General features: G+C 64.8%; 13 protein-coding genes. 5 read left to right on the top strand and 8 right to left on the bottom strand.

What is annotated here, in order from left to right; translation table 11 throughout:
- Positions 1 to 13: 13 nt before the first annotated feature.
- Entirely contained in the window at positions 14 to 499 is a 486-nt protein-coding gene (locus P2869_RS09755) for a DUF2147 domain-containing protein (protein ID WP_199539876.1), read from the top strand.
- Between the two features lie 101 nt (positions 500 to 600).
- On the opposite strand, the gene zapE is transcribed toward P2869_RS09755, so the two are convergent.
- From zapE to typA, 5 genes are all read right to left on the bottom strand, one after another.
- The gene (gene zapE, locus P2869_RS09760) at positions 601 to 1698 is read right to left on the bottom strand and encodes a cell division protein ZapE (RefSeq protein WP_017776557.1); all 1098 of its coding nucleotides are present in this window, start codon (positions 1696 to 1698) and stop codon (positions 601 to 603) included.
- A 131-nt stretch (positions 1699 to 1829) separates the two neighbouring features.
- A complete protein-coding gene (gene lpdA, locus P2869_RS09765) occupies positions 1830 to 3260 on the bottom strand; it encodes a dihydrolipoyl dehydrogenase (RefSeq protein WP_199539875.1) in 1431 nt (476 codons plus the stop codon).
- Between the two features lie 124 nt (positions 3261 to 3384).
- Complete coding sequence (gene odhB / locus P2869_RS09770) at positions 3385 to 4668, bottom strand: 2-oxoglutarate dehydrogenase complex dihydrolipoyllysine-residue succinyltransferase (RefSeq protein ID WP_126876260.1); 1284 nt, start codon at positions 4666 to 4668, stop codon at positions 3385 to 3387.
- Positions 4669 to 4785: 117 nt separating this feature from the next.
- Positions 4786 to 7641, bottom strand: a complete 2856-nt coding sequence (locus tag P2869_RS09775) for a 2-oxoglutarate dehydrogenase E1 component (RefSeq protein ID WP_017776554.1) — start codon at positions 7639 to 7641, stop codon at positions 4786 to 4788.
- Between the two features lie 388 nt (positions 7642 to 8029).
- Complete coding sequence (gene typA / locus P2869_RS09780) at positions 8030 to 9856, bottom strand: translational GTPase TypA (RefSeq protein ID WP_017776553.1); 1827 nt, start codon at positions 9854 to 9856, stop codon at positions 8030 to 8032.
- 408 nt (positions 9857 to 10264) lie between these two features.
- Between typA and P2869_RS09785 the strand changes: the two genes are divergently transcribed.
- The 4 genes from P2869_RS09785 to P2869_RS09800 all read left to right on the top strand — a co-directional run bounded on the left by P2869_RS09785 (position 10265) and on the right by P2869_RS09800 (position 15453).
- Entirely contained in the window at positions 10265 to 10777 is a 513-nt protein-coding gene (locus P2869_RS09785) for a MarR family winged helix-turn-helix transcriptional regulator (RefSeq protein WP_017776552.1), read from the top strand.
- A 98-nt stretch (positions 10778 to 10875) separates the two neighbouring features.
- Complete coding sequence (locus tag P2869_RS09790) at positions 10876 to 12525, top strand: efflux transporter outer membrane subunit (protein ID WP_277596331.1); 1650 nt, start codon at positions 10876 to 10878, stop codon at positions 12523 to 12525.
- A 57-nt stretch (positions 12526 to 12582) separates the two neighbouring features.
- Positions 12583 to 13818, top strand: coding sequence for an EmrA/EmrK family multidrug efflux transporter periplasmic adaptor subunit (locus tag P2869_RS09795; RefSeq protein ID WP_017776550.1), 1236 nt, complete (start codon positions 12583 to 12585; stop codon positions 13816 to 13818).
- A 75-nt stretch (positions 13819 to 13893) separates the two neighbouring features.
- Complete coding sequence (locus P2869_RS09800) at positions 13894 to 15453, top strand: DHA2 family efflux MFS transporter permease subunit (RefSeq protein WP_126876257.1); 1560 nt, start codon at positions 13894 to 13896, stop codon at positions 15451 to 15453.
- 104 nt (positions 15454 to 15557) lie between these two features.
- On the opposite strand, the gene truB is transcribed toward P2869_RS09800, so the two are convergent.
- The 3 genes from truB to infB form a co-directional block, all read right to left on the bottom strand.
- Complete coding sequence (truB, locus tag P2869_RS09805) at positions 15558 to 16511, bottom strand: tRNA pseudouridine(55) synthase TruB (protein ID WP_277596332.1); 954 nt, start codon at positions 16509 to 16511, stop codon at positions 15558 to 15560.
- An 11-nt stretch (positions 16512 to 16522) separates the two neighbouring features.
- Positions 16523 to 16891 (bottom strand): 30S ribosome-binding factor RbfA, encoded by a 369-nt coding sequence (gene rbfA / locus P2869_RS09810; protein ID WP_042299160.1) that lies wholly within the window; start codon positions 16889 to 16891, stop codon positions 16523 to 16525.
- Between the two features lie 130 nt (positions 16892 to 17021).
- The gene (infB, locus tag P2869_RS09815) at positions 17022 to 19916 is read right to left on the bottom strand and encodes a translation initiation factor IF-2 (RefSeq protein WP_017776546.1); all 2895 of its coding nucleotides are present in this window, start codon (positions 19914 to 19916) and stop codon (positions 17022 to 17024) included.
- Positions 19917 to 19962 lie beyond the last annotated feature (46 nt).

A 19962-nucleotide genomic window follows, 5' to 3' on the forward strand; every position in this document is an offset into this window, starting at 1 on the left:
CAGGAGGAAGACAATGATCCGCATGACCCAACGTGCGCGCTCCGTCGCGCTCAACACCATCCGGCAGGCCGCGCTTGCAGGCGTTTTGCTTACCGGCGCCATCACCGCCATGGCGCAGACCGACACCCCCGTCGGTGTCTGGCAAACCATCGACGATCACACGGGTCAGCCCAAGGCGCTCGTGCAGATTACGCAGGACGGCGACGGCACGCTGTCGGGCAAGGTGATCAAGGGACTCAACCCCGCCGATTCGCCCGACCGCCGCTGCACCGAATGCACTGACTCGCGCAAGAACCAGCTGATTCTCGGCATGACGATCCTCAACGACCTGAAGAAGGACGGTGACAAGTGGGACGGCGGCCGTATCCTGGACCCCGAGAACGGCAAAGTCTACAAGTGCAAGATGCACCTCGAGGACGGTGGGCAGAAGCTCGTGGTGCGCGGCTATATCGGCGTGTCGCTGCTCGGGCGCTCGCAGACGTGGGTCCGGCAGCAATAAGCTGGAAGGGATCGCGTCACGCAAGGTTGCGGGTGCAAGGCCCGCAACCTTCTTCGCGTAATGCCTGACTGCGCTCAGCGTGAACTCGCGAGTTCACGCGTTCAGGTGAGCGACGTATCGACAAGCCGGCGCGGCGTGTCGAGATATTCCTTCGATTGCATCTCCACGATACGCGACACGGTGCGCGTAAATTCGTTGGCCATCGGGCCTTCGATGTAGAGTTCCTCGGCCCTCACGGCGGCCGACATCAAGAGCTTCACCTTGTGGTCGTAGAACACGTCGATGAGCCACGTGAAGCGGCGTGCTTCGGAGGCCATGCGCGGCGTCATCTGCGGCACGTCGGAAAGAATCACCGCATGAAAGCGGCTCGCCAGTTCGAGGTAGTCGTTCTGCGAGCGCGGGCCGCCGCATAGCGTCGCGAAGTCGAACCATACGACGCCGTCCGCGCGGCGCAGCGCCTTGAGCTCGCGCTTTTCGATGTGCAGGATCGGGCTTTCGTCAGGCACCGCAGCGAGTTCGCCGTAAGCGTGGCGCAACGCGCGGTCTGCCGCCGCACCGAGCGGCGTGTGATAGACCTGCACCTGGGCGAGCGTGCGCTGCCGGTAGTCCACGCCCGCATCCACGTTGATCACGTCGAGCTTCGCCTTGATGAGCTCGATGGCGGGCAGCATGCGGTCGCGATGCAATCCGTCGGGGTACAGCGTATCGGGTGCGTAGTTGGAGGTCATCACGAACTGCACGCCGTTCGTGAAGAGCCGGTCGAGCAGACGGTACAGGATCATCGCGTCCGCGATGTCGGAGACGTGAAATTCGTCGAAGCAGATGAGCCGGTAGCGCCGCGCGATACGACGCGCGAGTTCATCGAGCGGATCGGCCTGGCCCTTCAGTTCTTCGAGTTCGCGGTGCACTTCGCGCATGAACTCGTGAAAATGCAGACGCGTCTTGCGCTGCACGGGCACCACGGCATAGAAGCTGTCCATGAGAAAGCTCTTGCCCCGCCCCACGCCGCCCCACATGTACACGCCGCGCGGCAAGTCCGGATGGATGATGAGCTTCTTGAAAGCGTTCGAGCGGCGCGCCTTGTAGGCGACCCACTCTTCATAGCACCGCTGCAGACGGTCCACGGCGGCACGCTGGGCAGCGTCCGACTGGTAACCGCGCGTCCGCAGTTCGTTTTCGTAGTACTCGGTGACGTTCATCGTGCAACGGTAAGAAAGAAGGCGGGAGGGATTCGCACCCTGCCCGCCTTCGTAGCCTGCTTTATGAGACCGGTTTCATGCAGCCGACTTCAAGCGGCCGGCTTGAAGCCGGTTTGAAGCGGCCGGCGTCATTACATGTTCAGCGCGCGCTTGTCGACGGCGAGCGCCGCTTCGCGCATCACTTCGGAGAGCGACGGGTGCGGATGGCAGATGCGGCCGATATCTTCGGACGCCGCCTTGAACTCCATCGCGACCACGGCTTCGGCGATCAGGTCCGACGCGTTGGCCGAGATGATGTGCACGCCGAGCAGCTCGTCGGTCTTCGCGTCGGCGATCATCTTGACGAAACCGTCCGCCTTGTTGATGCCGAGCGCGCGGCCGTTGGCGAGGAACGGGAACTGGCCCGTCTTGATCTCGCGGCCTTCGGCCTTCAGCTGCTGCTCCGTCTTGCCGACCCACGCGATCTCCGGCTCGGTGTAGATCACCCACGGAATGCAGTTGTAGTCGATGTGCGGCTTCTGGCCGTCGATCACTTCGGCCACCAGCACGCCTTCGTCTTCGGCCTTGTGCGCGAGCATCGGGCCGCGCACCACGTCGCCGATCGCGTACACGTTCGGCACGGACGTCGCGCAGTGCGCATCCACGTCGATGAAGCCGCGCTCGTTCGTCTTGAGGCCGATGGCTTCGAGACCGAGGTTGTCCGTGTTCGGCACGCGGCCGATCGAGACGATCAGGCGGTCGGCTTCGAGCGTCTGCGCGTTGCCGTCCTTGTCCGCGTAGGCGATGGTGACGCCCTTGGCCGTCGCCTTCACTTCGCCGATCTTCACGCTGAGATGAATGTCGAGACCCTGCTTCTTGAACTGCTTGGCCGCTTCCTTGGCGAGCGCCTGGTCGGCAGCCGCGAGGAATTCGGGCAGCGCTTCGAGCACAGTCACTTCCGCGCCCAGACGCCGCCACACCGAACCCAGTTCGAGGCCGATCACGCCCGCGCCGATCACGGCGAGCTTCTTCGGCACGGCCTCGAACGAGAGCGCGCCTTCGTTGTCGGCCACGATCTTGTTGTCCACCGGCACGTTCGGCAGGTGGCGCGCCTTCGAACCCGTGGCGATGATCACGTTCTTCGCCGTGACCACTTCGGTTTCGCCTTCGCCGCTCACTTCGATCTGCACGCCGGCGTCGGTGCGGCCCGTGAACTTGCCGTGGCCCTTGAGCCACGTGATCTTGTTCTTGCGGAACAGGAACTCGATGCCCTTCGTCATCTTTTCGACGATGCCTTCCTTGCGGGCCATCATCTTCGTGACGTCGATCTTGACGTCCGACACGCTGATGCCGTGGTCGACAAGGTGATGCTGGGCGTTCTCGAATTCTTCCGACGACGCGAGCAGCGCCTTCGACGGAATGCAGCCCACGTTCAGGCACGTACCGCCGAGCTTCAACGCGCCGGCGGGGTTCTTCCACTTCTCGATGCACGCAACCGTCTTGCCGAGCTGGGCGGCGCGAATCGCGGCGATATAGCCGCCGGGACCGGCACCGATCACGACGACGTCAAATTCCTTGGACATAAGAATCCTTTCGATATGAAGCGCCTTGCGCGGGGCGCGCCCATCACGTCCGTTCGGTGCGTCATGGACGCGCCCGCGGCGCCTTGCGGCGCACCGGGCGCTTCGATGCAGTCAATGCAGGCGATTACAGGTCGAGCAGCAGGCGAGCCGGATCTTCCAGCGCATCCTTCATGGCGACGAGCGAGAGCACCGCTTCGCGGCCGTCGATGATCCGGTGGTCGTACGAGAGCGCCAGATAGTTCATCGGACGGATCACGATCTGGCCGTTCTCCACCACCGCCCGTTCCTTGGTGGCGTGCACGCCGAGAATCGCCGATTGCGGCGGGTTGATGATCGGGGTGGAGAGCATCGAACCGAACACGCCGCCGTTCGAGATCGAGAACGTACCGCCCGTCATTTCCTCGATGGAGAGCTTGCCGTCCTTCGCCTTCTGGCCGAACTCGGCAATCTTCTTCTCGATGTCGGCAAGGCTCATCTGGTCGGCGTTGCGCAGGATAGGCACCACGAGACCGCGCGGCGAGCCCACGGCGATACCGATGTCGAAGTAGCCGTGATAGACGATGTCGTTACCGTCGATCGACGCGTTCACGAGCGGGAACTTCTTGAGCGCGTGCACAGCCGCCTTCACGAAGAACGACATGAAGCCCAGCTTCACGCCGTGTTCCTTCTCGAACTTGTCCTTGTACTTGTTGCGCAGGTCCATGACCGGCGCCATGTTGACCTCGTTGAACGTGGTCAGGATGGCGTTGGTTTGCTGCGACTCGAGCAGACGCTCCGCAATACGCGCGCGCAGGCGCGACATCGGCACGCGCTGCTCCGGACGGTTGTTGAGCCACGTTTCGGCCGATGCCGGCGACTTGACGTCGGGCAGCGAGGGCTTCGCCTGACGCGCTGCGGGCGCAGCGGGTGCGGCAGCCGGTGCCGCCTTGGCGGCCGGCGCGCCCGCGCCAAGCACGTCGCCCTTCGTGATGCGGCCGTCGCGGCCGGTACCGGCCACGTCGCCTGCGGCGAGGCTCTTCTCGGCCATCAACTTCGCCGCGGCGGGCGAGGCAACAGCGCTCGACGATGCCGTGGCAGCAGCCGCGGGTTGCGCGGCGGCCGGAGCGGCAGCCGTAGCGGCCGGTGCCGGTTTCACTTCGGCTTCCACTGCCGCGGCGCCTGCCTTGCCTTCGGTGTCGATCTTCGCGATGACTTCATCGGCCACCACGGTGTCGCCGTCGTTCTTGACGATCTGCGCGAGCACGCCGGCAGCGGGCGCCGGCACTTCGAGCACGACCTTGTCGGTTTCGAGCTCGATGAGGATTTCGTCCTGGGCAACGGCTTCGCCCGGCTTCTTCTTCCACTGCAGCATGGTGGCTTCCGAAACCGACTCGGAAAGCTGGGGAACCTTGACTTCAACAATAGCCATGTGATTTTCCTGAATACGTGTATGTCGTGTACGGCGGACCGGGCGGGCAATGCGCGGGATGAAGCGCGCAACGAAGCGCGGGAAAGCGCCTGCACGCTTTCCCGGTCCGCTCAATCTTTATTTCGCGATGGACGCGCTCTTGAGCCGGCCGAAGGCGCCTTCGATGAGCGCCTTCTGCTGCTCGTAGTGCTTCGCGTAGTAGCCCACAGCCGGCGAAGCCGAAGCCGGACGGCCGCTGTACGCGAGCTTCATGCCGTCCCTCATGCCTTCCTTGAGGTGGTGCTCGATGTAGAACCACGGGCCCTGATTCTGCGGCTCGTCCTGCACCCACACCACTTCCGTCGCGTTGTCGTACTTCTTGATTTCCGCTTCGAACTGCTTGTGCGCGAACGGATAGAGCTGCTCGATACGGACGATCGCGACGTCACCCGCCTTCGCTTCGCGGCGATGCGCGACGAGGTCGTAGTACACGCGGCCCGAGCAGACCACGACGCGCTTGACCTTCTTCGCATCGATGGAGGCATCGGTTTCGCCGATCACGGGCTGGAACGTGCCCTTCGCGAGTTCGGACAGGTCCGACACGGCTTCCTTGTGGCGCAGCAGCGACTTCGGCGTGAAGACGATGAGCGGCTTGCGGAAGAGGCGGATCATCTGGCGGCGCAGCAGGTGGAAGATCTGCGCCGGCGTGGTGGGCTGCACGACCTGCATGTTGTGCTCGGCGCACAGTTGCAGATAGCGCTCGATACGCGCCGACGAGTGCTCCGGACCCTGGCCTTCATAGCCGTGCGGCAGCAGCATCGTGAGACCCGACACGCGGCCCCACTTCACTTCGCCCGACGAGATGAACTGGTCGATCACGACCTGCGCGCCGTTGGCGAAGTCGCCGAACTGGCCTTCCCATGCCACGAGCGTGTTCGGCTCGGCAGTCGAATAGCCGTACTCGAAGCCGAGCACCGCTTCTTCGGAAAGCACCGAGTCGATCACCGTGAACTTCGCCTGGCCTTCGGCGATGTTCTGCAGCGGGATGTACGTGCCGTCGTTCCAGCGTTCGCGGTTCTGGTCATGCAGCACGGCATGGCGGTGTGTGAACGTGCCGCGGCCCGAGTCCTGGCCCGTGAGGCGCACGGCGTAGCCCGAAGCGACGAGCGACGCGTATGCGAGGTGTTCGCCCATGCCCCAGTCGAGCGCTGCTTCGCCGCGGCCCATGGCGCGACGGTCGTTGATCACGCGCTCGACGAGCGGGTGAACCTTGAAGTTCTCCGGAATCGTCGTGATGCGTTCGCCGAGGCGCTTCAGTTCGGCGAGCGGCACAGCCGTGTCGGCCGCGTCGGTCCACTTGCGGTTCAGGAACGGCACCCAGTCCACCGCGTACTTGCTCTTGTAGTTCGAGAGCACGGGGTCGACCGTGTGGTGGCCGTCGTCCATGGCCTTGCGGTAGGCCTTCACGTAGGCGTCCGCGTCGTCGGCGCCAATCACGCCCTGCTGCACGAGCTTCTCGGCGTACAGCGCACGGGTGCCCGGGTGCTGCGCGATCTTCTTGTACATCAGCGGCTGCGTGACAGCCGGCGTGTCCTGCTCGTTGTGACCCAGCTTGCGGAAGCACACGATGTCGATCACGACATCCTTGTGGAACTGCATGCGGTAGTCGATGGCGATCTGCGTGGCGAGCACGACCGCTTCCGGGTCGTCGCCGTTCACGTGGAGCACCGGCGCCTCGATCATCTTCACCACGTCGGTGCAATACAGCGTGGAGCGCGCATCGCGCGGGTCCGACGTCGTGAAGCCGATCTGGTTGTTGATGACGATGTGCAGCGTGCCGTGCGTGCCGTAGCCGCGCGTTTGCGCGAGGTTCAGCGTTTCCATCACGACGCCCTGGCCCGCGAAGGCCGCGTCGCCGTGGATCTGCACCGGCAGCACCTGGAGGCCGGCGTCGTCGCCGCGGCGGTCCATGCGGGCCTTGGCCGAGCCTTCCACCACCGGGTTGACGATTTCGAGGTGCGACGGGTTGAACGCGAGCGACAGGTGGACCGGGCCGCCTTCGGTGGCGACGTCCGACGAGAAGCCCTTGTGGTACTTGACGTCGCCTGCCGGCAGGTCGTCGACGTGCTTGCCTTCGAATTCGGCGAAGAGGTCAGCCGGCATCTTGCCGAGCGTGTTCACGAGCACGTTCAGACGGCCGCGGTGGGCCATGCCGATCACGATTTCCTGCACGCCCTTGGCGCCCCCGTGGCGCACCACTTCGTCCATCGAGGCGATGAAGCTCTCGCCGCCTTCCAGCGAGAAGCGCTTCTGGCCGACGTACTTGGTGTGCAGATAGCGCTCGAGGCCTTCGCCGGCCGTCAGGCGCTGCAGGATGTGCTTCTTCTTGTCGGCGGTGAAATTCGGCGTAGCGCGGATCGATTCGAGGCGCTCCTGCCACCAGCGCTTCTGTTCCGGGTCGCTGATGTACATGAACTCAGCGCCGATCGTGCCGCAGTACGTGTCGCGCAGACCCTTGACGATCTCGCGCAGCGACGCCTGCTCGAAGCCGAAGTACAGATTGCTTGCGCTGTAGGTCTGATCGAGGTCCGCTTCGGTGAAGTCGTAGAACGCGGGTTCGAGCTCGGGAATGGAGGGACGCTCGCGACGCTTCAGGGGATCGAGATTGGCCCATTGCGAGCCGAGGAAGCGATAGGCGCTGATGAGGGTCTGGACGTGGACCTGCTTGCGGGCCGTGGCGAGGTTTTCGCCGCCTTCGCGCGGGATGAAGGCATTGGCCTTCGCGCGCTGCGCAAACGACTCGACGATGGGACCGTGGGCGACGTCGCTTGCCGATGTGCCATCCGATGCGGGAACGTTCTGTAGCGCATCGAAGTATTCACGCCAGTTCTCGGGCACTGACGCCGGATTATCGAGATATGCTTCGTACAATTCTTCGACGTACGGAGCATTGCCGCCGAACAGATACGAGTTCAGCTGGAATTGCTTCATCATTTTTACGCTCACCTTTCTTCGAGTTTCTCGAGAAATAGCGGGTTACTCAACCTTCCGCGACACGGCCTGACCGTTTAGCGGATTGCGCGAATCAAGTCTTGCTTGGAAGGACCTAAAACTGGCATCCGCGGAGCATAGCACAGATCGGATGCGTCCAATAGCCGCGAGATACGCCGCAAACGCCTGTCGCATCAGCACTTTTCGGTATTCGCAACATTGCTTTGCAGCGCGTGGTGCAATGCAAAGCAATGTTCCTCAACATCCCATCGACATCTCGTCGACGTCCAATTAACGGCATCGGCCGACGCTTTCTGAACCATGAAAAAAAGCCGCCCGAAGGCGGCTTTGCCGTTTGTTTCCAGCGAATCACCGAAAGCGGTGCGGCGCTTCAGTCGACCGCGGCTTCGCGGCTCGCGCGGCGGCGCTCGTGCTCCTTCAGGTGGCGCTTGCGCAGGCGGATGGACTGCGGCGTCACTTCCACGAGTTCATCGTCGTCGATGAATTCGACCGCGTACTCGAGCGACATCTGGATGGGCGGCACGAGGCGCACCGCTTCGTCCGTGCCCGAGGCGCGCACGTTCGTGAGCTGCTTGCCCTTGATCGGGTTCACGACGAGATCGTTGTCGCGGCTATGGATGCCGATGATCATGCCCTCGTAGAGCGCGTCGCCGGGCTTCACGAACATGCGGCCGCGATCCTGGAGCTTCCACAGCGCATAGGCGACGGCCGCGCCGTCGTCCTGCGAGATCAGCACGCCGTTGCGGCGCTCGCCGAGCGAGCCTTCCTTCACGGGGGCGTACTCGTCGAACACGTGGCTCATCAGGCCCGTGCCGCGCGTGAGCGTCATGAATTCGCTCTGGAAGCCGATCAGGCCCCGCGCCGGAATGCGGTACTCCAGACGCGTGCGGCCGCGGCCGTCCGACGCCATGTCGAGCATTTCACCCTTGCGGCGGCCCAGCTCTTCCATCACGCCGCCCTGATGCGAATCTTCCACGTCCACCGTGAGGAGCTCGTACGGCTCGTGCTTCACGCCGTCCACTTCGTGCAGCACCACGCGCGGGCGCGAAACGGCCAGCTCGTAGCCTTCGCGGCGCATGTTTTCGATCAGGATCGTGAGGTGCAGCTCGCCGCGGCCGGAGACTTCGAACACGGTTTCGTCGCCGGTGTCCTTCACGCGCAGCGCCACATTGTGGTTCAGCTCCTTCATCAGGCGGTCGCGAATCTGGCGGCTCGTCACGAACTTGCCTTCCTTGCCCGCGAGCGGCGAGGAATTGACGAGGAAGTTCATGGTGAGCGTCGGCTCGTCCACGGTGATCATGGGCAGCGCTTCGGGCGTATCGAGCGCGCAGATCGTGGCGCCGATGCCGATGTCTTCAATACCGTTGATCAGCACGATGTCGCCGGCTTCGGCCGACTCCACCTGCACGCGCTCGAGGCCGCTGAACGACAGCACCTGGTTGATCTTGCGCGTGAGCACCTCGCCTTCCGGGCCGAAGCGCAGCGCGACCTGCTGGCCCGGCTTGATGCGACCGCGGCTGATACGGCCCACGCCGATACGGCCAACGTAGGTCGAGTAGTCGAGCGACGTGATCTGGAGCTGCAGCGGCGCATCCGGATCGGCCGGGCGCACCGGCACGTGTTCGAGAATGGCGTCGAAGAGCGGTCGCATATCGCCTTCGCGCACGCTCGGATCGAGCCCGGCATAGCCGTTCAGGCCCGATGCGTAGACCACCGGGAAGTCGAGCTGCTCTTCGGTGGCGCCGAGCTTGTCGAAGAGTTCGAAAGTCTGGTTGATCACCCAGTCGATGCGCGCGCCCGGCCGGTCGATCTTGTTCACCACGACGATGGGCTTGAGGCCCAGCGCGAGTGCCTTCTTCGTGACGAAGCGCGTCTGCGGCATCGGGCCTTCCACGGCGTCCACGAGCAGCAGCACCGAATCCACCATCGAGAGCACGCGCTCCACTTCGCCGCCGAAGTCCGCGTGGCCCGGCGTGTCGACGATGTTGATGTGCGTGCCTTCGTATTCGACGGCGCAGTTCTTGGCGAGAATCGTGATGCCGCGCTCCCGCTCGATGTCATTGGAGTCCATCACGCGTTCGGCGATCTGCTGGTTTTCGCGGAACGTGCCGGACTGGCGGAGCAGCTGGTCGACGAGCGTGGTCTTGCCGTGGTCGACGTGGGCGATGATGGCGATATTGCGAAGGGCGCGGGACATAGAAACCTGGGAACAGTTGGAGTGCGCCAGACGATTCCTTGCGGCAATGCCGACTACCGACGCCTGCTGTCGCAAAAAGCCGGGACCGGGAAGGCCGCGGGGCGACGGGCGAGGCAAAACCGGCTCGGCGAATCCGAACCGGCACAGAGCGCACTCTTGGGAACCCAAAATTCTAGCACGTTCACGTGAACAAATTGATAAGGGTCATAAGGAGAACGCCTCGAACGACGCGCAAGCCGCAATTCCACAGGCAATTCAACGACTACGGACGGACGACACGGCAAGCCCGCAGGGAGTAATCCGCTAGCAATCCATCGATTCCCTGCCTAAGCTGAGAAAACACTTGCCGCGTCAATTAACCGCCCCTATAATGCCTGCCTGGTCAACCATTGCAGTCGCACGAGAATCATGGCCGATCCCACTCCAGCTTCACAGCCGCCGCAGGCCGCCGCCGCTTCATCGGACCTGCTCAACTACCAGTTCGGCGAGAGCGTCGGCTATCTGCTCGCCCGGGTGAAATCGAGCATGTCGAACCTGGTCAATCAGCGCACCATGGCGGAGCTGGGTATCACGAGCCAGCAGGCGAGCGTGCTGTTCATGGTGGCAAGCGGCAAGTGCGTGCTGGCGGCTGAACTCGCACGCGAGTACGGCATCGACGCGAGCGCGGTCACGCGCCTCGTGGACCGGCTGGAGAAGCGCGGGCTGCTCGAGCGGGTGCGCAGCTCCGAAGACCGGCGTGCCGTGCGGCTCGCGCTCACGCCGGAAGGTCTCGCGCTCGCGCGGCGCATGCCGGCCATCTTCTCGGGTGTGATCGACCGGCTTACCGCCGGCCTCTCGCCGGAGGAAATCGGTTTTCTGAAGAGCATGTTGCGGCGCATTCTCGGCAATGCCTGCAGTTGCAACGCCGCCGACAATGCGTGACCTGGCAAGCAGTTGAAGAAGAACAGCTGATCAAATTAGCTGCACCGTCCAGCATTACGGACACACACACCGACACCTTTCAGGCAACGAGACGCGCAATGAAACCCTCATCCCTGTCTGCGCCCACGCCGTCGTACCGGCGCATCGCCCTTGCCGTGGCGGCCGCGGCGACGGCGCTCGCCTTCTCCGGCTGCGCGAACTACTTCGGCATCAAGAGCGACAAGGCGATCGCCGATTCCACGCAGTACGAGTCCTCGCAAAGCATCCCGGCTCAGGGCGGGCAATGGCCCACGCTCGACTGGGCGAGGCAGTTCGGCGACCCGCAACTGTCTGCGCTGATCGACGAAGCGCTGGCGGGCAACCCCACCATCGCGCAGGCGCAGGCGCGGCTCGCGAAGGCGCAGTCGTACATCGAAAGCTCGAAGTCGAATCTCTACCCCAAGGTGGAAGGCAGCTATTCGTGGACGCGCGAGCTGCTTTCCGGCAACGGGCTCTACCCGCCTCCGTACGGCGGCAACTGGTATAGCGAGAACAACGTGCTCGCCAGCGCCTCGTGGGAACTCGACGTCTGGGGCAAGAACCGCCAGCGGCTCGGTCAGGCCGTCTCGCAGGAAAAGGCGGCTGAAGCCGATATGCAGCAGACGCGCATCACGCTCGCCTCCTCCGTCGCGCGCACCTACAACCAGCTTGCCCAGCTCTACGCGTTGCGCGACATCGCGGCACGCGAGATCGACAACCGCAAGACCATCGGCACGATCACGAACCAGCGCGTGACGGCCGGGCTCGACACCAACGTGGAGCGCGAGACGGCGAACGGCAATATCGCGACGAGTCGGGCCAACCTGAGCGACCTCGACGGCCAGATCCAGGCCGTGCGCTACCAGTTGGGCGCCCTGCTCGGCAAGGGGCCGGACCGCGGCCTGCAGATCGCGCAGCCCACGCTGAATCCGCTCGCCAACATCACGCTGCCCGACAACCTGCCCGCCGATCTGATCGCGCGCCGGCCCGACATCGTCGCCGCGCGCTGGCAAGTGGAAGCCGCCACGCACGACGTGAAGGAAGCGAAGGCCGAGTTCTTCCCGGACATCAACCTCGCTGCCGGCTTCGGCTTCGATGCGTTCGGCTGGGGCCGCTTTCTGCACGCTTCGAGCCGCCAGATCCAGGCGGGCCCGGCGATCCATCTGCCGATCTTCGACGCGGGCGCCCTGCGTGCCCAGCTGAAAGGCCGCTATGCCGACTTCGATCTGGACGTCGCCAACTACGACCAGACGCTCATCAACGCGCTCAACGACGTCGCCACGCAGGTCGCGTCGATCCGTTCGGCCGACCAGCAGCTCGTCGACGCGCAGCACGCGCTGGATGCCTCGACGAAGGCGTGGCAGCTTGCGGTCGTGCGCTACCGCGCCGGGTTGTCGCCGCAGTTGCAGGTGCTGAGCGCCGACCAGAACCGCCTCGCCGCGGAGCAGACGGTGACGAACCTCAACATGCGCCGCCGCGACATGCAGATGGCGCTCATTACGGCGCTGGGCGGCGGCTTCGATGCGAAGGACGCCGGGCTCGTACCGCCCGTCGCGGTGAACACGAACGGCGCACCGTGGAGCCCCGAGCCCGCACCGCCCGCGCCACCCGTCACACCCGCGGCTGGCCAGCAAGGCGCGACGGCAACGCCGGCAACATTGGCAGCAAGCCCCGCAGCAACATCAGCAGCGAAGGTCACCGCGAGCACAACCGCGACCGCCTCGAATTAAAGAACAGCCACAAAGAACAATCGAACGAACAGCACGAAAGCACTGGAGAGCCCTGTCATGAGCACCCCGCAACAACCGGCGGCCAACCCGCAGCCCGCCAATGCCAACGGCAAACGCAAGCGCCTGATGGCGCTGCTCGTCGTCGTGATTCTGATCGCGGCAGTTGCCTACGGTCTTTACTACTTCCTCGACGCGCGCTTTCACGAAAGCACCGACGACGCCTACGTGAACGGCAACGTCGTGCAGATCACGCCGCAGGTGACCGGTACCGTAGTCGCGGTGAAGGCCGACGACACGCAGACCGTGAAGGCCGGCGACCCGCTCGTCGTGCTCGACCCCGCCGATGCGCGCGTCGCGCTGGAACAGGCCGAAGCCAATCTCGCGCAGACCGTGCGCCAGGTGCGCGGCCTCTTCGCCGACGACAGCCAGTACGAAGCCCAGGTGGCGCAGCGCGAATCGGACCTGAAGCGCGCCCAGGACGACCTGCACCGCCGCATGCAGGTGGCGCAGACGGGCGCTGTCTCGCAGGAAGAAATCTCGCACGCACGCGATGCCGTCGCGAGCGCCCAGGCCGCGCTGAACGCAGCCGAGCAGCAGCTCGCCGCGAACCGCGCGCTCACTGCGAACACCACGATCTCGACGCATCCGAACGTGATGTCCGCGGCCGCGAAGGTCCGCGACGCGTATCTCGCCAACGCGCGCAACGTGCTGCCCGCGCCGGTGGACGGCTACGTCGCGAAGCGCTCGGTGCAGGTGGGCCAGCGCGTGTCGCCGGGCACGCCGCTGATGTCCGTGGTGCCGCTGAACGCAGTGTGGGTCGATGCGAACTTCAAGGAAGTGCAGCTGAACCACATGCGCATCGGCCAGCCCGTGGAAATGACGGCTGACGTCTACGGTTCGTCGGTGGTGTATCACGGCAAGGTGGTGGGTTTCTCGGCCGGCACCGGCTCGGCCTTCTCGCTGCTGCCGGCGCAGAACGCCACGGGCAACTGGATCAAGGTGGTTCAACGCCTGCCGGTGCGCGTGGAAATCGATCCGGCCGACCTCGCGAAGCATCCGCTGCGCATCGGTCTCTCGATGCAGGTCGACGTGACGGTCAAGGACGAGAGCGGCGGCCAGCTCGGCAACGCGCAGAACACGGTCTACCAGACCAACGTGTTCGATCACTACGGTGCGGATGCCGATGCCGAGATCGCACGGATCATCGCCGAAAACGCAGGCTCGAACGCGAACAGCAAGACGGCCAGCACGGCGCAAAAGGCGATGGCCTCGCGCACCGCGAAGCTGATGTAAGGGCAAGCCGCCCGCACGGCAACTTCCTACCCGCATACATCGGAAAGGGGCGCGCAAGCGCCCCTTCATGCTCTCATGTCCCAGCCACAAGCTGCCCACCCGCCGCTTTCCGGCGCGCAACTCGTGATCGGTACGATCGCGGTCTCGCTCGCGGTGTTCATGAACGTGCTCGACACGTCGATCGCGAACGTCTCGATTCCGTCTATTTCCGGCGACCTCGGCGTGTCCTCCGACCAGGGCACGTGGGTTATCACCTCCTTCGCCGTGGCGAACGCCATTTCGGTGCCGCTCACGGGCTGGCTCACGGACCGCATCGGCCAGGTGCGCCTTTTCATGGCGTCGATCGTGCTGTTCGTGATCTCGTCGTGGATGTGCGGCCTCGCGCCCACGCTGCCGTTCCTGCTCGCTTCGCGCGTGCTCCAGGGCGCCGTGGCCGGTCCGATGATCCCGCTCTCGCAAACGCTCCTGCTCGCCAGCTACCCGCGCGCGAAAGCACCGATGGCGCTCTCGATGTGGGCCATGACGACGCTGATCGCGCCCGTGGCCGGTCCGATTCTCGGCGGCTGGATCTCCGACAACATCTCGTGGCCGTGGATCTTCTACGTGAATATTCCCGTGGGCACGGTGGCGGCGCTCGCGACGTGGGCGATCTTCCGCAACCGCGATTCGATCGTGAAGAAAGCGCCCATCGACATGGTCGGCCTCGCGCTGCTCGTCACGTGGGTGGGCTCGCTGCAGGTCATGCTGGATAAGGGCAAGGACCTCGACTGGTTTTCGTCGGCGACCATCGTCGTGCTTGCGCTCGTCGCCGTGATCGCGTTCGCGTTCTTCGTGGTGTGGGAACTGACCGCCGATCACCCCGTGGTGGACCTCTCGCTCTTCAGCCTGCGCAATTTCACGGGCGGCACGGTGGCGCTCTCGGTGGGCTACGGGCTCTACTTCGGCAACCTCGTGCTGCTGCCGCTGTGGCTGCAAACGGACATCGGCTACACCGCGACGGACGCCGGCCTCGTGATGGCGCCCGTGGGGCTGTTCGCGATCCTGCTCTCGCCGGTGACCGGCAAGATCCTGCCGCGCACGGACCCGCGTTACATCGCGACCGCGTCGTTCCTGATCTTCGCGTTGATCTTCTGGATGCGCTCGCTCTACACGACCGGTGTGGACACGTGGTCGCTCACGCTGCCGACGCTGATCCAGGGCATCGGCATGGCCGGCTTCTTCATTCCGCTCGTCTCGATCACGTTGTCGGGGCTGCCAGGCCACCGCATTCCGGCGGCGTCGGGCCTCTCCAACTTCGTGCGGATCATGTGCGGCGGCATCGGCACATCGATCTTCCAGACGGCGTGGGACCATCGCACGATCCTTCACCACGCCCAGCTCACCGAGCAGGCCAACGCGTTCAATCCCGTCTTCGACCAGTCGATGCGGCAAATGCAGGGCGCGGGCTTCACCGAACCGCAGGCGCATGGCCTCTTCAACAACATGGTGACGCAGCAGGCCGCGCAGCTCGGCGTCAACGATCTGTTTTACGTGTCGGCGGGCATTTTCGTAGCGCTGATCGCGCTGATCTGGATCACGCGGCCCGAACGTGCAGGCGGCGGCGATGCGGGTGCGGCGGCTTCGGCAGCGCATTGAGCGCCGCGGCGCAGGCAAACAAAAAAGGCGTTGCTGCCCTTTGGTCTGTGGGCAGCAACGCCTTTTGTTTTGCTCCTGCTCTGCGCGCCTCGCTTTGTCGATTCCTATGACGCCGCCGTCACGACGAGGCGCTCCGGCGCCAGCACGCCGTCGCGCGCCTTCGCGACACCCAACAGCCGGCCGTCGTCGCCATATACGCGCACGCGCGGGGTCTCGGGAGCTTCGGTAAGCGCAGCGTCGATCGTCAGTTCGTCCAGGCGCAAACGCTGGCCATGCAGAAAGCGCTTCGTTGCCACGGCATCGAGATGCACTGCCGGGAACGTGCTGAGCAGGGCGTCCACGGGCTGCAGCCAGGCGTCGCGCGTAGCTTCGGGTGCATCGGAGAGCGCGTCCAATGTGATCGCATGCTTCAGTGTCAACGCGCCGACACCTGTGCGGCGCAACGCGACCAGATGTGCTCCGCAACCGAGCGCTTCGCCGATATCCTCAGCCAGCGTGCGCACGTAGGTGCCCTTGCTGCATGTCACGCGAAACGTGACGTCGGGCAGCGCGCAGGCGATCAGGTCGAGCGCATGAATCGTCACGCGCCGGCCTTCGCGCTCCACGACCTGCCCTGCCCGCGCGTATTCGTAGAGTGGCTTGCCGTCGCGCTTGAGCGCCGAATACATGGGCGGCACCTGGACGATCTCGCCACGAAAGCCGTCGAGCGCGCGCCGCACGGCGGCCTCGTCGCAATGGACTTCGCGCGTGGCAATCACCTCGCCTTCGGCATCGCCCGTCGCCGTGCGAATGCCAAGGCGCATCGTGGCCTCATAGGTCTTGTCCGCATCGAGCAGGTCTTGCGAAAACTTGGTGGCCTCGCCGAAGCACAGCGGCAGCAGGCCCGATGCGAGCGGATCCAGCGTGCCCGTGTGCCCCGCCTTCTTCGCGAGGAAAAGACGTTTGGCGCGAATCAGCGCGTCGTTGCTGGACAGACCCACGGGCTTGTCGAGCAGCAACACGCCATCGAGCGCGCGGCGCGGCAGCTTCGGCCGCGGAGTTCCGGAAGATGCAGTCATGCGGGCGCGGCTCAGTCGTCCTTCGCGCGCGTCGCGTTCGCCTCGTCGATGAGACGCGACATTTCGACGGCCTGCTCGATCGTCTTGTCGTAGAAGAAGTGCAGCGTGGGCACGGTATGGATGTGCAGGCGCTTGAAAAGCAGGTTGTGCAGGTGACCCGCCGCGTGGTTGAGCGCCTGCCGCGTTTGCTCGGGGTCGCCCGTGAGCGTCGTGAAATAGACCTTCGCGTGCGCGTAGTCGGGCGTGAGCTCCACGCTCTGGATCGTGACGAGACCGATGCGCGGGTCCTTGACCTCGCGACTCACGAGTTCGGAAAGGTCGCGCTGAATCTGGTCAGCAATCTGCACGTTGCGATTGGGGGAAGTGCGTTTCTTCGCCATGGTGAATCCGTAAGCCGTTCATCGGCTGAGGGGCCGGCGCGCCATGCCGCTGAGGCACGGCGCGCGGCGCCCAAAAACAAAGGGCGGAGCCGGCTTGCGCCCGCCCCGCCCGGATGCGTAGCGCCGGGTATTACAGCGTACGCGCCACTTCGGTAATCTCGAAGACTTCGAACTGATCGCCTTCGACGATGTCGTTGAAGTTCTTGATCGACATACCGCACTCGAAGCCCTGCTTCACTTCCTTGACGTCGTCCTTGAAGCGCTTGAGCGAATCGAGCTCGCCGGTGTGGATGACCACGTTGTTGCGCAGCACGCGCACCGACGACGTACGCTTGACCACGCCGTCCGTGACCATACAGCCCGCCACCGTGCCGACCTTCGGCACCTTGAAGACCTGACGGACTTCGACCATGCCGGTAACGATCTCGCGCTTCTCCGGTGCCAACATGCCGGACATCGCCGCCTTCACCTCATCCACAGCGTCGTAGATGATGTTGTAGTAGCGGATATCCACGCCGTTGGTTTCGGCCAGCTTGCGCGCCTGAGCATCCGCGCGCGTGTTGAAGCCGATGATGACCGCCTTCGAAGCCGTGGCCAGGTTGACGTCGCTTTCGGTGATGCCACCCACTGCGCCATGCACGATCTGTACGCGCACCTCGTCGGTGGAGAGCTTGAGCAGCGCGTGCACCAGCGCTTCCTGCGAGCCCTGCACGTCCGCCTTGACGATGAGCGGCAGGTTCTGGACTTCGCCTTCGCCCATCTGCTCCAGCATGCTTTCGAGCTTCGCGGCCTGCTGCTTCGCCAGCTTCACGTCGCGGAACTTGCCTTGACGGAACAGCGCGATTTCGCGGGCCTTGCGCTCGTCCGGCAGCACGATGACTTCCTCGCCCGCAGCCGGCACTTCCGAAAGACCCTGAATTTCGACCGGAATCGACGGGCCGGCTTCCTTCGCCGGCTTGCCGGTTTCGTCGAGCATCGCGCGCACGCGGCCGTAGGCGCTGCCTGCGAGCACAACGTCGCCGCGGCTCAGCGTGCCCGACTGCACGAGCACCGTTGCAACCGGACCCTTGCCCTTGTCGAGCTTCGCTTCGATCACGAGGCCCTTGGCCGGCGCATCGACCGGTGCCGTAAGTTCCAGCACTTCGGCCTGCAGCAACACGTTTTCGAGCAGGTCGTCGATGCCGGCACCCGTCTTCGCGGACACCGGCACGAACGGCGAATCGCCACCGTATTCTTCCGGCACGACGCCTTCGGCGACGAGCTCCTGCTTCACACGCTCGGGATTCGCGTCCGGCTTGTCGATCTTGTTGATCGCCACGACGAGTGGCACGCCCGCTGCCTTCGCGTGCGCGATGGCTTCCTTCGTCTGCGGCATCACGCCGTCGTCGGCCGCCACCACGAGAATCACGATGTCCGTCGCCTTCGCGCCGCGGGCACGCATGGCCGTGAAGGCCTCGTGACCCGGCGTGTCGAGGAACGTGATCACGCCGCGCGGCGTTTCGACGTGGTAAGCGCCGATGTGCTGCGTAATGCCGCCCGCTTCGCCCGCCGCCACCTTCGCGCGGCGGATGTAGTCGAGCAGCGAGGTCTTGCCGTGGTCCACGTGACCCATCACCGTGACGACCGGCGGACGCGGCAGCATTTCCGCGTCGGAGGCCTCGCCTTCCACGAGCAACGCTTCCGGGTCGTCGAGCTTGGCCGCAACCGCACGGTGGCCCAGTTCTTCGACGACGATCATCGCCGTTTCCTGGTCGAGCATCTGGTTGATCGTGACCATCTGGCCGAGCTTCATCATGACCTTGATGACCTCGGATGCCTTCACCGACATCTTGTGAGCCAGGTCGGCCACCGTGATGGTTTCCGGCACGTGCACTTCGCGCACGATCGGCTCGGTAGGTGCCTGGAACGCTGAACCCGCATCCTGATGCTTGCCCCGGCCCTTCGGGCCGCCGCGCCAGCCGCGATCCACACCGCCGCTCGTGTCGCCGCGCGTCTTGATGCCGCGACGCTTCGCGGCGTCGTCCTGCCAGCCACCCTTGCCGCCGGGCTTCTTGGCGCGATCGCCTGCCGGCGCCGCCGGCGAAGCGGGCGTTGCGGCCGGTGCCGGCGCGCCGGCCTTCTTGACTGCCGGGCGAGCGACTTCGCCGGCCGGACGCGCGGGCTTGTGCAGCGTACCCTTCGCCTCGGCGGCCTTCGGTGCCTCGACCGGCTTCGCTGGTTCGGGCGCCTTCACCTGGGCCTTGCGCGGCGTGTTCATCATTTCGCGGATGGCGCGTGCTTCGGCTTCCGCAGCAGCGCGGCGGCGAGCGATCTCTTCCTGCTCGGCGCGTGCCTTTTCGGATGCTTCGCGGGCGGCGTCTTCGGCTTTCTTCGCCGCTTCACGCTGAGCCGCTCGCTCGGCTGCTGCGCGTGCTTCGTCCTGCTCGGTTGTGGCCGTACGTTCGGCCTCGACCGTCTGGGCAGCCAGCTCGCGTGCCGCGGCTTCGGCCGCCGCGCGCTTCTTCGCCGCGTCCTCTTCGGCACGGCGACGCTCGGCTTCAGCCGCTTCTTCGCGTGCGCGGCGCTCCGCTTCTTCGCGTTCGAGCCGTTCCTGGCGTTCCCTCAGCTCCTGCGCCTGCTTCTCGAGCAGTTCCGCCTCACGGCGTGCCTGCTCCTCGCGGCGCTGAAGCTCGAGCTCGTCGTCGGCGGTCGCATGATTCGATGCCTCGGCCTGTTCGGCCGACTCGTCGCGGCGAACGAACGTGCGCTTCTTGCGCACTTCGACCTGAATGGTACGAGCCTTACCCGTCGCGTCGGACTGCTTGATCTCCGACGTATGCCGGCGCGTCAGCGTGATCTTGCGCTTGTCGCCGTCGGTGGAACCGTGGGACTTGCGCAAGTGGTCGAGCAGACGCGCTTTGTCCGTCTCGGACAGGGCATCGTCTTCGCTCGCTTTCTGGACGCCTGCCGCCTGCAACTGCTCGAGCAGCACGCCAGCAGGCATTTTCAGTTCCGCGGCAAATTGGGCTACGTTGTTACTCGCCATTCATTCCTCTTGATGCAAGGATCCATTCCTTGCGGTTGACATCGGA

The organism is Paraburkholderia sp. SUR17, assembly GCF_029536165.1.
GTDB lineage: Bacteria > Pseudomonadota > Gammaproteobacteria > Burkholderiales > Burkholderiaceae > Paraburkholderia > Paraburkholderia kururiensis.

Bases quoted from the DNA above. Each gene is read 5' to 3' on its own strand.
- infB (WP_017776546.1), bottom strand. From the start codon at position 19,916: ATGGCGAGTAACAACGTAGCCCAATTTGCCGCGGAACTGAAAATGCCT.
- lpdA (WP_199539875.1), bottom strand. From the start codon at position 3,260: ATGTCCAAGGAATTTGACGTCGTCGTGATCGGTGCCGGTCCCGGCGGC.
- P2869_RS09785 (WP_017776552.1), top strand. From the start codon at position 10,265: ATGGCCGATCCCACTCCAGCTTCACAGCCGCCGCAGGCCGCCGCCGCT.
- P2869_RS09800 (WP_126876257.1), top strand. From the start codon at position 13,894: ATGTCCCAGCCACAAGCTGCCCACCCGCCGCTTTCCGGCGCGCAACTC.
- P2869_RS09790 (WP_277596331.1), top strand. From the start codon at position 10,876: ATGAAACCCTCATCCCTGTCTGCGCCCACGCCGTCGTACCGGCGCATC.
- odhB (WP_126876260.1), bottom strand. From the start codon at position 4,668: ATGGCTATTGTTGAAGTCAAGGTTCCCCAGCTTTCCGAGTCGGTTTCG.
- zapE (WP_017776557.1), bottom strand. From the start codon at position 1,698: ATGAACGTCACCGAGTACTACGAAAACGAACTGCGGACGCGCGGTTAC.
- P2869_RS09755 (WP_199539876.1), top strand. From the start codon at position 14: ATGATCCGCATGACCCAACGTGCGCGCTCCGTCGCGCTCAACACCATC.
- truB (WP_277596332.1), bottom strand. From the start codon at position 16,511: ATGACTGCATCTTCCGGAACTCCGCGGCCGAAGCTGCCGCGCCGCGCG.
- typA (WP_017776553.1), bottom strand. From the start codon at position 9,856: ATGTCCCGCGCCCTTCGCAATATCGCCATCATCGCCCACGTCGACCAC.
- rbfA (WP_042299160.1), bottom strand. From the start codon at position 16,891: ATGGCGAAGAAACGCACTTCCCCCAATCGCAACGTGCAGATTGCTGAC.
- P2869_RS09775 (WP_017776554.1), bottom strand. From the start codon at position 7,641: ATGATGAAGCAATTCCAGCTGAACTCGTATCTGTTCGGCGGCAATGCT.
- P2869_RS09795 (WP_017776550.1), top strand. From the start codon at position 12,583: ATGAGCACCCCGCAACAACCGGCGGCCAACCCGCAGCCCGCCAATGCC.